We start from the raw sequence: 12,649 nt of genomic DNA on the forward strand, positions 1-12,649 counted from the left end.
GGCGTCACTTCATATAGTAGGTCGAGCCTGACTCGACACGCTACATATGGGGTGTCGAGCTATGCTCGACACCCCAGTTCGATAGCTGCTCGCTCGTGTCACGGCGAACTGGCACTTGATACGTCAGCCTTTTACCGACCGCTACCTCGAACACCCATTCCGCACCTTCAAGAATGTAAGCAATAAAAATAAATCACTTACTACACGTCGAAAGCAGTAAATTCCATGTAATGGCAAATATTTCAGCACAGCAACGCTGCTAAATGCATTCTATATTGCGTTGATTAAGGCTGTACCCATTCCTCAACTTACCTCCACCTGCACCACCCCCGGCACCGCCCTGAGCGCCCCCGCAATCTGCGGCGTCGCCTGATACTTCCCCCCCAGCTTCACCTCCACCTCCCGCTCTCCGCCATCGAGGATCAGGATCAGCGACACCTCCCCCTCCCCTTTCACCTGCAACCGCTGCTGCACGCTGGAGATCGGGCGCTCGTCGCGCAGGTAGATCCGCATGCCCTTCTGGTGGCGGGCGGCGGCCTGGTCGAGGGGTTCGCAGGTCTGGATGCGGGCGCGGACGTCCTCGCCCTCGGTGCTGGCCTGGAGCTGGAGCACCAGGGCGGCGCCGGGTTCCAGCATGTCGCGGTAATGCGAGAGGCCTTCGGAAAAGATGATCGCCTCGAAATGGCCGGTCTGGTCGGAGAGCGTGACGATGCCGAGCTTGTTGCCGGTCTTGGTGCGGCGCTCGGCGCGGTCGAGCACGCTCGCCGCGACGCGGCCGACCGTCGAGGTGCCGGCGCGGACCGAGCGGCAGAACTCGGCCCAGGTCTGCACCCGGAGCTTTTGCAGGAGGTCGCCGTACTCGTCGAGCGGGTGACCGGAGAGGAAGAAGCCGACCGCGTCGTATTCGCGCTTGAGCCGGTCGGCCATCGGCCAGTTCTCGTAAGCCGGGATGCGCAAAGCCACCTCGGCGGCGATCACACCGCCGAACATGTCCATCATGCCGACGGTCTCGGCCTCGGCCGCGCCTTGGGCGAGACGCATCATCGGCTCGACGGCGGCGAAGGCCTTGGCCCGGTCGGGCTCGATCGCGTCGAGGGCGCCGGCGGCGACGAGGTTTTCCAGCGTGCGCTTGTTGACCTGCTTGGGGTTGAGGCGCCGGGCGAAGTCGCCGAGATCGCGGAAGGGTGTGTCGCCGCGGGCCTGGACGATCGCCTCGACGGCGGCGCGGCCGACGCCCTTGATGGCGGCGAGCGCGTAGCGGATCGCGCCGTCATGCACCTCGAAGACGACGCCGGAGCGGTTCACGTTCGGCGGCTCGACCTTGATGCCGAGGCGCTGCGCGTCCTGGCGCAGTTCGGCGAGCTTGTCGGTGTTGTCGATGTCGAGCGACATCGAGGCGGCCATGAACTCGACCGGAAAGTTCGCCTTGAGATAGGCGGTCTGGTAGGTGATCAGCGCGTAAGCCGCGGCGTGCGACTTGTTGAAGCCGTAATCGGCGAACTTGGCCAGAAGGTCGAAGATCTCGTTGGCCTTGGCCTTGTCGAGGCCGCGCTCGACCGCGCCCTTCACGAAGCGGTCGCGCTGGGCGTCCATCTCCGCCTTGATCTTCTTGCCCATGGCGCGGCGCAGGAGGTCGGCGTCGCCGAGCGAGTAGCCGGCCAGGACCTTGGCCACCTCCATCACCTGTTCCTGGTAGACGATGATGCCGAAGGTCTCGGCGAGGATCGGCTCCAGCTTCTCGTGCGGGTACCAGTTCTTCTCGTTGCCGGCGTCGCGGCCGAGCTTGCGCTCGCAATAGACCGGGATGTTGGCCATCGGGCCCGGGCGGTAGAGCGCCACCAGCGCGATGATGTCCTCGAACCGGTCGGCGCTCATCTCGACCAGCGCCTTGCGCATGCCGGCCGATTCCACCTGGAACACCCCGACCGTCTCGCCCTTGCGCAGGCGCTCGTAGGTGTATGCGTCGTCGATCGGCAGCGACGGAAGATCGACCTCGATCCCGCGCAGCTTCAGGAGGTCGGTCGCGGCGCGGAGCACCGTCAGGGTCTTGAGGCCGAGGAAGTCGAACTTGACGAGGCCCGCCTGCTCGACCCACTTCATGTTGAACTGGGTCACCCGCATCCCGGTCTTCGGATCGCGGTAGAGCGGCACAAGCTCTTCCAGCGGCCGGTCGCCGATCACCACGCCGGCGGCGTGGGTCGAGGCGTGGCGGTGCAGGCCCTCGAGCTTCTTGGCGATGCTCATGAGCCGCGCGACGACCGGCTCCTCCTCGATCGCGCTCTGGAGCTTCGGCTCGCCCTCGATGGCCTGCGCCAGCGTCACGGGATTGGCCGGGTTCTGAGGCACCAGCTTCGTCAGCTTGTCGACCTGGCCGTAGGGCATCTCCAAGACCCGGCCGACGTCGCGCAAGACGCCGCGGGCGAGCAGGGTGCCGAAGGTGATGATCTGGCCGACCTGCTCCTCGCCGTAGCGCTCCTGGACGTAGCGGATCACCCGCTCGCGGCCCTCGACGCAGAAATCGATGTCGAAATCCGGCATCGAGACGCGCTCGGGGTTGAGGAAGCGCTCGAACAGCAGGCCGAAGCGGATCGGGTCGAGATCGGTGATGAGGAGCGACCACGCCACCAGCGAGCCGGCGCCCGAGCCGCGGCCCGGCCCGACCGGGATGTCGTGCTCCTTGGCCCACTTGATGAAGTCCGAGACGATCAGGAAGTAGCCCGGGAACTTCATGTTGGTGATGACGCGGATCTCGTATTCGAGCCGGTCGCGGTAATCCTTCTCCGTCAGGCCCTCGGCCGGGCCGTGCTGGCGCAGGCGCTCGGTCAGGCCCTCCTCGGCCTGGCGGCGCAATTCGGCGGCCTCGTCGGGGGCGATGTCCTTCGCGACCGCGGTCGTGGCGGCGGCCACCTGCGCCTGGAGGGCGGCGCCCTCCGGCGTGCCTTGCGCGGGCGTCGTCAGGCTCGGCGCGCCGAAGCTCGGCAGGATGGGCTTGCGGGTCCGCGCCCGGTAGGCGCAGCGCATCGCGATCTCGACGGTGGCCTGGAGCGCGTCGGGCAGGTCGCGAAACAGCTCGGCCATCTCGGCGCGGGTCTTGAAGGCGTGGCGCGGGGTCAGGCGCCGGCGCTTGTCGTCGGAGACGAGCCGCCCCTCGGCGACGGCCAGCAGCGCGTCGTGCGCCTCGTAATCCTCGGGCTTGGCGAAGTAGGGCTCGTTCGTCGCCACCAGCGAGAGGCCGTGCCGGTCGGCGAGCCGAATCAGCTCGCCCTCGACGGCGCGCTCGTCGGAGAGGCCGTGGCGCTGCAGCTCGACGTAGAGACGGTCCTCGCCGAAGGCGCTTTTGAGGGATTCGAGGCGAGCGAGCGCCAGTTCGGGGCGGTTGGCGCGCAACGCCGCATCGACCGGGCCGCCCATGCCGCCGGTGAGCGCGATCAGGCCGCCGGCGCAGTCCTTGAGCGCCTGGGCCGAGACCCGCGGCACCTCGCCGAGGTGGTTGTCGAAATAGGCGCGGCTGGCGAGCCGCAGCAGGTGGCCGTAGCCGGTCTCGTCCTTGGCCAGCAGCACGATGTGCGGGTGAGAGGCGTTGAGCTTGGCGTTCGCCTCCGGCGCCTCGAAGGCGACGCTGAGCTGCATCCCGGCGATCGGCTGGATGCCGGACCCGGCCGCCTTCTCGGAGAATTCGAGCGCGCCGAACAGGTTGTTGGTGTCGGTGAGCGCCAGGGCGGGCTGCCGGTCGGCGCCCGCGGCCTTCACGAGGTCGCCGATCTTGAGCGCGCCCTCGAGCAGGGAATACGAGGAGTGGACGTGCAGGTGGACGTAGCCGACGGGCTTCAGGATCTGCAAGGCGACTCTCGCGCTGACATGAGCGCGGCAGGATTCCCCCCGAGGCCTTAAGAGTCACGGCTGCCGGCGCACCACCGGCGCGAAATCCACCGGATTCGGGCCGAACGACCCGGGCCGTGGCCCGTGGGCCACGGCGCGCAAAGCCGGGTCGGCTCAGTGCATCGGCGAGAGCGCCACCGCCCACAGCACCACCGCGCCGGTGAGCAGGCCCATCGAAGCGACCTCCGTGACAGCGAGGAGGATCTTGCGTATGTTCATGGTCTGTCCCCTTTCGACGCCCGTATGTTTGTTCTTGTTTTGTTCCATGTCAAAGGGGGCCGGGGCCGAATCCGGTCGCGGTGGTGAACGGAGCGTTGACGGGGCACCGCCACCCCGGACGCATGTGTCGCGGGGATGGGTCTCCGGGGGTATGCGGTCGGTCGCGTTGCGGGTCGGTCGTCCGCGGCCTATTTAGGCGCAACCTTGGCGGTGGGCCGCGCGCCCGCCGGCATCATCGGTTTTTCGTTCTTCAAGCACGAGGTGGCGCATGGCGCGCGACGTGTCCGACGCGACCCCGCTCAGTGCGCGGTCCGAGCTGATCGAGTGGTTTTCGGCGGGCGAGAAACCGCACGACGCCTTCGCCATCGGGACCGAGCACGAGAAGGTCCCGTTCTACCGCGCCGACCACGCGCCGGTGCCCTACGAGGGCGAGAACGGGATCGAGGCCCTGCTGGAGGGCCTGCGGGGGCTCACCGGCTGGGAGACGATCGAGGATGCGGGACGGGTGATCGGGCTGTCCGCGGTCGAGGGCGGCGGCGCGATCTCGCTCGAGCCCGGCGGCCAGTTCGAGCTCTCGGGGGCGCCGCTGCCGGACGTGCATGCCACCGCGCACGAGCTGAGCCAGCACCTCGACGCCGTGGGCCGGGCCGCCGATCCCCTCGGCATCGGCTTCCTCACCCTCGGCATGAGCCCGAAATGGACGCGGGAGGAAACGCCCGTGATGCCGAAGAGCCGCTACCGCATCATGAAGGGCTACATGCCCAAGGTCGGCTCGCTCGGCCTCGACATGATGCTGCGCACCGCCACCGTGCAGGTGAACCTCGACTTCGCGTCCGAGGCCGACATGGTGACGAAGATGCGGGTCGGGCTGGCGCTGCAGCCGGTGGCGACCGCGCTCTTCGCCAACTCGCCCTTCACCGACGGCAAGCCGAACGGCTTCCTGTCGCGCCGCTCCGAGATCTGGCGCGACACCGACCGCGACCGCACCGGCATGCTGCCCTTCGCGTTCGACGACGGCTTCGGCTACGAGGCCTACGCGGACTGGCTCCTTGACATGCCGATGTACTTCGTCAAGCGCGGCGAGACCTACCACGACGTCAGCGGCGCCTCGTTCCGCGACCTGATGGCAGGGCGGCTTTCCGCCCTGCCGGGCGAGCGCGCCACGGTGTCGGACTGGGCCAACCACGCCTCGACCGCCTTCCCGGAGGTGCGCCTCAAGCGCTTCCTGGAGATGCGCGGCGCCGATGTCGGCGATGCCGCGATGATCGCCGCGCAGGCCGCGTTCTGGACCGGGCTCTACTACGACCAGGGCGCGCTCGACGGCGCCTGGCAGCTGGTGCGCGAGCTCTCGGCCGAGGAGCGCGAGACGATGCGCGCCGAGGCGCCGCGCCTCGGCCTCGACGCGCCGGCCGGCAAGCGCACCCTGCGCGAGCTGGCCCGCGACGCGCTGGCGCTCGCCGAAGCCGGCCTCAAGGCGCGGGCGCGCCGCGACGCGCAAGGCCGCGACGAGACGCTCCATCTCGCCCCCCTCCAGGCCATCGCGGCGACGCGGACCCGGGCCGAGGATCTGCTGGCGGTCTATCACGGGCCCTGGAACGGCTCGGTCGATCCGGTCTTCGGCGCCTGCGCCTTCTGACCGCCCGGTCTACCGGCCCGGCGCGGGACGCGCGCCGGGCTTATGCTCAAGCTTAAATCGCCGGTTCCGTACCGTCGCCCCAGTCGATCCCCTGGCACCGGCTAACCGTAAGCGCGACCGGGGCCGCCTGACGGACGGTCAATTCTTCTCTCCCGATCCTGGAACAGACCCGGCCCCTTGCCCGTTCTTGAGGCCTACGAGGCACGTTCCTCAGACGCTTGGAGAGACGCAGACATGTCGCGCATCACCACCCTCGCCCTCGCGGCCGGCGCCGCCGCCGCCCTCACCGCCGGCACCGTCGGGGCGCAGGCCGCCCCGTTGCCGGCCGCCACCTCGGCCGCCGTCGCCGGCTCGGGCGCGACCGTCGACCAGGTGCGCTGGCGCGGCGGCGGATACTACGGTGGCGGCTACCGTGGCTATCGCGGCTACGGCTACCGTCGCGGCATCGGCGCCGGCGGCGCGCTGGCGGCCGGCGCGGCGCTCGGGATCATCGGCGGCGCCATCGCGGCCGGCTCGGCCTCGTCCTACGGCTATGGCTACCCGGCCTACGGCTACGGCGGGTACGGCGGCGGCTACGCCCCGGTCGGCGGCTATGGCTACGGCTACGGCTACCCGTCCTACGGCTACAGCTACCCGTCCTACGGCGGCTACTACGGCTACGGCTACTGATCGGCGCAACCCAGCCAGGCCGAGCCGGCTGGGTTGAGAAGGAAAGCCCGGCGCGGGACGCCCCCGCGCCGGGCTTTCTCGTGCGGGCCGGATGTGCTCCAACCATCGTCACGCGACACGAAACCGTCGCAAGGGGCGGCACAGGGCCGTCGCGGCGCGGTGCGGCAACTCGGGCGACCATGCGACGACACGACCTCGATCTGCGCGGGCTCAAATGCCCCTTGCCTGTCCTGCGGACGGCCAAGGCCCTGCGCGACCTCGCGCCGGGCGAGGGGCTGTCGGTACGCTGCACCGACCCGATGGCGGCCATCGACATTCCCAATCTGCTGCGCGAGCGCGGCGACCACCTCGATCGGATGCTGCGGGACGACGGGGTCCTGATCTTCGAGATCCACCGCCGGATCGGCGAGATGCCGCCCGGCGAGACCGGGGAGGATGCCGCGTGAGCCGGGACAGCCGGGACAGCCGGGACAGCCAGGACGACGCGCCGCGCATCGTCGGCACGCGCACGGTCTACGAGGGCTGGGCGCGCTACCTCGTGGCGGAGGTGCGGATGCCGGACGGCAGCCGGATCGGCCGCGAGGTCGAGGATCACGGGCCCGCGGTCGCGGTGCTGCCCTACGATCGCGAGCGCCGGGTCGCCCTGCTGGTGCGGCAGTTCCGCACGCCGCCCTGCTTCGTCGACGGCACCGCCTCGCTCCTCGAGGCGCCGGCGGGCCTGCGCGAGGAGGACGACCCGGAGGCCTGCGCGCGCCGCGAGGCCTTCGAGGAGGTCGGCCTCAGGCTGTCGATCCTCGAGCCCGCCGGTCGGGTCTGGTCGCTGCCGGGCCTGTCGACCGAGCGGATGGACCTGTTCCTCGCCCCCTACCGCGCCGTCGACCGGGAAGGCGCCGGCGGCGGGCTGGCGGAGGAGCACGAGAGCATCGAGGTGGTGGAGGTTGCCCTGGCGACGCTCGCCGCCGAGGCCGATGCCGGCGCCATCGCCGACATGAAGACGCTGTGCCTCCTCCAGACCCTGCGGCTGCGGCATCCCGACCTGTTCGCCGACCCGTCCGTCGCGACGGGGCGAGAACAGGACTAAGGAAAAGCCGCAACGCCGGCTTCCTGAACGGCCGGTGTACAAGCCTGCTCGTTCACGGGTTCGTGATCAGGGGTAGCGCGTCGTTCACCAGGTGTTAACTTTAGGCGGTTCCGATAGCCTCCGTCGCAGGGGCCTCGACAGGAGACGCCGATGTTCAACATTGGACCCTTCCACCGCGCGACCGGCCAGCCGGCCGGGTTCTACGACTCGCTGCTGCCGCTTGCGCCCGAACCGCTGGACAGTGCGCCGGCGAGGACGACGGAGGCCGCGCCGGCCCCTGCCGAGCCGAGCATGACCCGGCACGCGCTCTCGATGCTGGTCCTGCTCTGCCTCACGCTCGCCGTGCATTCGGCGGTCGGGTGGTGGACCCTGCCGGGCCGCGCGCCGACCCTGGCACCCTCGGCCCAGACCGCGCCGACGGTGCACGTTTCGAGCGTCCGCTCCCCGTCCTGAACGGTGGGGACGCGCTCTCCGATTGTTTCCGCATGATGTCGATGGCTGCCTCTTAAGCCGGCAACATTGCATCATAAGTGATCAACTTCACGTCTTCCTTGCCGAGGAGGCTCCGCGGCCTTTCTTGCGCGGCTGTACTTTGGTCCGATCGTGTCGAGATCCGGGCGGTTTCGTGCTCACCCCCCTTGCGCGCATCCCCCGAGTTGTTAACGTCACGTTCAAATCCAAGAAAATCAGTTGTGATTCGCGCAAGGGAGCCAGCGCATGTCCCACGTCATTCGCGTCAAGCCCACGCAGGACGGCACCTACACGGTCTATCGCGGCACGCTCGTGCTGATGAGCGGTCTGACCCGTGCCCAGGCCGAGAGCTACGAGGCCTCGCTCGCCCAAAGCGAGCGCAAGTCCGATCAGTCGATCCACTGATCTCGCGCCTCCGGCGCGGCGGGCCCATCCGTTCGTGCCTTCGAGACGGGCAAAGCCGGCCATTCGTCCGGCTCTGCCCCAACGTCACCCGCATCCCGCGCCCGACCCACCCTCACATGGGTCCTCGCTGGCGCCAGTGAAGACGCGGGCGGCGGGTCGTCCAATCGATCCGCCCTGCCGGCAAGATATGCCACCCGCGCCACGTGCGGCTGGCAGTGCGCGCACGCGATCGTCCCTCCGCATGCGGCATCCGCCGCGAGGACCGGCCGACCCGCGAGGCCGGCGGTCTCGCGGAGCCCGTTCGGCGGCCTTTTCCCGGGCGGAATTCCGGTCGTGACGTTCTCGTCGTGACGGTCGTTGGAGCCGGGTAAGCGCGGTCCGGATCTGCGCTGCGGATTCGGGGTCCGCAGCGATCGACCGGCCGGTCTACCGCGACCCCGCCGATCGCAGGATGTCCCGATCGATGCTGACGCCCGCTTTCGGGATCGCCCGCCCGGCCGCCCGGCATGGCTTTCCCATCGCCGGAAGCGGAGCGCAATGATCGACGAATCGTGCCGACGGATCCCCGGGACGACGCTCACTCCGCGCCCGGCCCCTTCCAACCGGTGATCGCGCCGTAGAACGGGCAGGAGGGCGTTCGGCGCGTCGGTCGCCGTGCCGGGGTCGCGATGAGCGCGCCCGGCTGGCGATTTCCGACAACGCGATCAGGCCGAGGCGCGGAGGCCGGTCAAACGCCGGTGCTGCTCGATGGCTGACGTTGCCGGTCTCATCCGCGAAGACCGAGGTTGCCCCGGCCGGCACCGGGACGGCGGGTCGGCCGCGAAGGCCCGTATCGCCCGGCGGCGTCCTCCTCGACCCGATGGATGTCGCCCATGCGGCCCAAAGCCCGCGATCTGGCCGATCCAGTGCCGGAGCGTCGCCACCACCACGGCGGCGACCCGGACGGTACCGGAGACTCGCGATTGCAGCCCGATGATGCCGATCACCGAGAACACGACGGCCCCCGGGAAGGTCGGGAGTGCGTTCTGCGAGGTCGAGTCGCGGATCGGGAGCCGCGTCGCGCGTCGCCCGCGGGCAACGTCGTCGAGCCGCAGGCGCTCGCCATCGCCGTGAGCGAGGGGGTGGTCACCGCCAGCATGCCGGACGCCGTGACCTGCAGGGTCGTCCCGACCGCGTCCCGTCCCAGCCGGCCGTGTACGCCTCCGGTGGGAGCGGGCCGACGAGCGCCGCGACTACCGCCAGGCCGACGCCGAGCAGGCCGATCAGCGCCGCTCGGAACCGGATCTGCTGGACGGACCCCCTGCCGATTCACGCCCGGCGGCCCGCTCAGCGGCCGATGCGCGCATGCCCATGCCTGCGACCCGACGGGCGCATTCGGGGCCGGCCGGCCTCAATGATCCGGCCCGCCGGGCGATCCTTCGTTCGGCTCGGCCCGGTCGCGGTCGAGCTGGCGCATCAGCTCGGCGAGGCGCGGATCGAGTCCTTCGTCGAGCACGGGCTCGTAGAGGGCCTGGAGGTAGCGGCCGAGCCGCTCCCGGCTCGCCGCGTCGAGGGTCGGGCTGCCGCCGGACGGCTCGCGCGACCCGGGCATGTCGGAATCGGATGCGATCATCCGTCCTACATTTGGCATCCGGCCCGGCCCGGCAAGTCTTGCCGGGTGCTCTTTCTCGTGGATCCGGCACGGATCAGGTCGTCATGCGCCCCCGATCCGGCGAGCAACCGCCCCGGGAAGCGAGACCGTCCGACGCAACCCCGGAACCGGCGCCGTGGGTCCCCCGTTTGCCGCCACATGTCGGCTGAAGCCGATCCATCCTGGGCCGATCCACCCTGGACGGCTCGCTCCGAGGGATTGCCGGATCCCAAGGATCGTCTCGCTATGCGAAGGGACTCCTCGACGATGCGCCTCGCCACCCCGCTCATCCTCGCCTGCGGCCTGTCCACCGCCGCCCTGGGCTCCGCCCTCGCCCAGGACCGGCCGCCAGCCCTCCTCATCCACGGCAATTACTGCGGCCCGGGCAACAATGCGCCGTTGCCGCCCGTCGACGCCCTCGATGCGGCCTGCGCCCGGCACGACGCCTGCACGCCCAGCGGCGGCCTGCCCTCGCCGGCCTGCAACGCCCGCCTGCAGCGGGAGGCCGCCCTGATCGCCCGGGATCCGCGCCAGTCGGCCGACCTGCGCGACGCCGCCGGCTTCGTCGCCTTCGCGGCCGGCATGATGCCCGCCCGCTCCCGGGTGGCCTCCGCCCCGGCGCTCCGCACGATCGGGCACACCGTCCCGGCCCCGGCGGTCGACGGGGACGACGAGTAGGGGCGATCCCGGATCGCCGGATCTCAGGGCCGGACGGCGACGCCCGTCAGCGCTTCCGACACGGCCCAGAGCCGCGCGCCCGCCTCGGGGTCGCGGGCATGGGGCGCGATCCTGGCCGGTCCCGGATCGCCGCGGATCTCCCAGGGGCCGTCCGGGCCGTAATAGCCGCCGCCCTCGGCCTCCGGCGCGGTGGCGGCGTAGAGGAGTGGCAGGGCGCCGCGCGCCGCGGACTGGCCGAGGAGCCCCAGGAGGCCCTTGCCGATGCGCGCCGCCAGCGGCCCGGCCCGATCGCCGCGCCGGGCGATCTCCGTGGCGGCGAGGCCCGGATGGGCCGCGAGCGACCGGGCGGACGAGCCGGCGGCGCGCAGGCGCCGGTCGAGCTCGAGGGCGAACATCAGCATCGCGAGCTTCGTCTGCCGGTAGGTCGCCTGCGGCCCGTAGCGGCGGCGGCGCTGCAGGTCGTCGAAGGCGACCACGCCCGACCGATGGGCGATGCTCGCCACCGCGACCACCCGGGCCGGCGCCCCGGCCCCGCTCCGCATGTGCGGCAGCAGCAGCCCGGTCAGGGCGAAGTGGCCGAGATAGTTGGTGGCGAATTGCCGCTCGAACCCGTCCTCGGTCTCCTCGCGCCGCGGCACCGCGGCAATGCCGGCGTTCAGGAGCAGGAGGTCGATCGGCCCGCCCTCGGCGCGCCACCCGTCCGCGAAGGCCCGCACCGAGGCGAGGCGCCCGGTATCGAGGAGGCGCCAGCCGACCTGCGCCCCGGGATGGGCGCGCCGGATCGCCCGCGCGGACGCCTCCGCCCGGCCGGCGTCCCGGGCCGCGATCACGACCTCCGCGCCGGCGCCGGCGAGCGCGAGGGCCGCCTCGTAGCCGATGCCGCTCGTCGCCCCGGTGACGAGCGCGCGGCGCCCGGCCTGGGGCGGGATCAGGGCGGTGGTCCAGGGCATCCGCGGGGGCTCCCGTGACGGGACGAGGAGTTGACGAGATGGGGGTGCGGCGGGCGGCGAAAAGGGGCGACGCACCGGCCGCACGGATCGAAACGGCGCGCTCGCACGTTCCTTGCACGCCAGAAGGATCCCGAGGACGCGAGAAACGACCCGCATGATCGGCCGGCTCTTCTCGACCCTGCGCGCACCGTCTCCCGGCGGGGATATCCCGCAGGACGCCGTCCTGGCGGCCCCGCCGGAGGACGCGGCCCGTTTCGCCCCGATGGTGCCGCTCACGCCCCCGCCCGCCGTCAACGACGATCCCGAGGGCGCCCTGTGCGACGCCGTCGAGGCGGCGTTGCGCGATGCCGGCTACCTGCCGGAGCCGCCGGCCGCGTGAGGGCATGCTGTCCGTCCGGCGCCGCTCACGGCGCCTGGAGGCTCGTGGCGATGCCGAGGCCGAGCGCGGTACTGCCGGAGGGGCGATACAGGGTGTTGAACGCCGCCTTGTCGACCAGCGTCGCGGCGCCGGGCTGGCCCATCTCGGCGTAGAACCGCCGCATGTTCTCGGTGCCGTGCGCGTTGAGCGTGGTGGCTTCGGTCCGGCTGCCAGGGCGATGCGCGGTGTGGAAGCCGAGGCCGGAGCGGCCCGACATTCCCTCGTAGACGTCCTCGCCGTGGATATAGTGGCGCCGCACGCCGCCGGCGAAGATCAGCGTGCAGGCGCTGTCGCACCGCGCGGCCTGCGCGTCGACCGCCGTGACGAGGCCAGCCCGGCGGATCGCCCGGCCGATGGCGATGCCCTCCAGCACCTTGCCGCCGCCGCTGTCGAGATAGACGACCCGCAGCGGCCGGGCGTGCGGTCCGGCGAGGAAACGGGCGAAGGCCTCGCCGTCGCCCGGCACGATGGAGCCGACGAGCGTCACCCGGTCGCCGCTCTCCGACAGGCTCATCGCGGGCGTGGGATCGGCCCCCGCGAGCGAGAGGGGCGCCGCGACCGCCAGAGCCCACCACCGCATCGCCGTTCCTCCTGCATGTCCGTCCAGATATCC

The 12,649-nt window shown here is 71.0% G+C and carries 12 protein-coding genes; 8 read left to right on the top strand and 4 right to left on the bottom strand.

Annotated elements, in window-relative coordinates; all coding sequences use genetic code 11:
- Positions 1-303: 303 nt before the first annotated feature.
- Positions 304-3,840 carry a DNA polymerase III subunit alpha gene (gene dnaE / locus V3T34_RS14460; protein WP_305077639.1) on the bottom strand — a complete coding sequence of 1,179 codons (3,537 nt, stop codon included), beginning with the start codon at positions 3,838-3,840 and terminating at the stop codon, positions 304-306.
- 526 nt (positions 3,841-4,366) lie between these two features.
- Here dnaE and V3T34_RS14465 point away from each other — a divergent pair.
- The 6 genes from V3T34_RS14465 to V3T34_RS14490 all read left to right on the top strand — a co-directional run bounded on the left by V3T34_RS14465 (position 4,367) and on the right by V3T34_RS14490 (position 8,360).
- Positions 4,367-5,734 carry a glutamate--cysteine ligase gene (locus V3T34_RS14465; RefSeq protein WP_305077640.1) on the top strand — a complete coding sequence of 456 codons (1,368 nt, stop codon included), beginning with the start codon at positions 4,367-4,369 and terminating at the stop codon, positions 5,732-5,734.
- A gap of 234 nt (positions 5,735-5,968) precedes the next feature.
- A complete protein-coding gene (locus tag V3T34_RS14470) occupies positions 5,969-6,403 on the top strand; it encodes a hypothetical protein (RefSeq protein WP_060846875.1) in 435 nt (144 codons plus the stop codon).
- 179 nt (positions 6,404-6,582) lie between these two features.
- Positions 6,583-6,849 carry a sulfurtransferase TusA family protein gene (locus V3T34_RS14475; protein WP_305077641.1) on the top strand — a complete coding sequence of 89 codons (267 nt, stop codon included), beginning with the start codon at positions 6,583-6,585 and terminating at the stop codon, positions 6,847-6,849.
- Positions 6,846-7,484 carry an NUDIX domain-containing protein gene (locus tag V3T34_RS14480; protein ID WP_305077642.1) on the top strand — a complete coding sequence of 213 codons (639 nt, stop codon included), beginning with the start codon at positions 6,846-6,848 and terminating at the stop codon, positions 7,482-7,484. Before V3T34_RS14475 ends, V3T34_RS14480 begins: the two co-directional genes overlap by 4 nt.
- 150 nt (positions 7,485-7,634) lie before the next feature.
- A complete protein-coding gene (locus tag V3T34_RS14485) occupies positions 7,635-7,937 on the top strand; it encodes a hypothetical protein (RefSeq protein ID WP_060846872.1) in 303 nt (100 codons plus the stop codon).
- Between the two features lie 264 nt (positions 7,938-8,201).
- Positions 8,202-8,360, top strand: coding sequence for a hypothetical protein (locus tag V3T34_RS14490; protein ID WP_167543913.1), 159 nt, complete (start codon positions 8,202-8,204; stop codon positions 8,358-8,360).
- Between the two features lie 1,390 nt (positions 8,361-9,750).
- Here V3T34_RS14490 and V3T34_RS14495 read toward each other — a convergent pair.
- Positions 9,751-9,951: a hypothetical protein gene (locus V3T34_RS14495; RefSeq protein ID WP_060849328.1), complete on the bottom strand. Its 201-nt coding sequence runs from the start codon at positions 9,949-9,951 to the stop codon at positions 9,751-9,753.
- 306 nt (positions 9,952-10,257) lie between these two features.
- Here V3T34_RS14495 and V3T34_RS14500 point away from each other — a divergent pair, with 306 nt between their 5' ends.
- On the top strand, positions 10,258-10,668 hold the full coding sequence (locus V3T34_RS14500) for a hypothetical protein (RefSeq protein ID WP_060846870.1): 411 nt from the start codon (positions 10,258-10,260) through the stop codon (positions 10,666-10,668).
- Between the two features lie 23 nt (positions 10,669-10,691).
- Here the strand turns inward: V3T34_RS14500 and V3T34_RS14505 are convergent, their stop codons facing one another.
- Positions 10,692-11,618 carry an oxidoreductase gene (locus V3T34_RS14505; protein WP_305077643.1) on the bottom strand — a complete coding sequence of 309 codons (927 nt, stop codon included), beginning with the start codon at positions 11,616-11,618 and terminating at the stop codon, positions 10,692-10,694.
- Positions 11,619-11,772: 154 nt separating this feature from the next.
- On the opposite strand from V3T34_RS14505, the gene V3T34_RS14510 reads away from it, so the two are divergent.
- Complete coding sequence (locus V3T34_RS14510; protein WP_305077644.1) at positions 11,773-11,997, top strand: hypothetical protein; 225 nt, start codon at positions 11,773-11,775, stop codon at positions 11,995-11,997.
- Between the two features lie 25 nt (positions 11,998-12,022).
- On the opposite strand, the gene V3T34_RS14515 is transcribed toward V3T34_RS14510, so the two are convergent.
- Positions 12,023-12,616 carry a COG3904 family protein gene (locus V3T34_RS14515; protein WP_305077645.1) on the bottom strand — a complete coding sequence of 198 codons (594 nt, stop codon included), beginning with the start codon at positions 12,614-12,616 and terminating at the stop codon, positions 12,023-12,025.
- Between the last annotated feature and the right edge of the window lie 33 nt (positions 12,617-12,649).

Source organism: Methylobacterium ajmalii (genome assembly GCF_036448855.1).
GTDB classification, from domain to species: domain Bacteria; phylum Pseudomonadota; class Alphaproteobacteria; order Rhizobiales; family Beijerinckiaceae; genus Methylobacterium; species Methylobacterium ajmalii.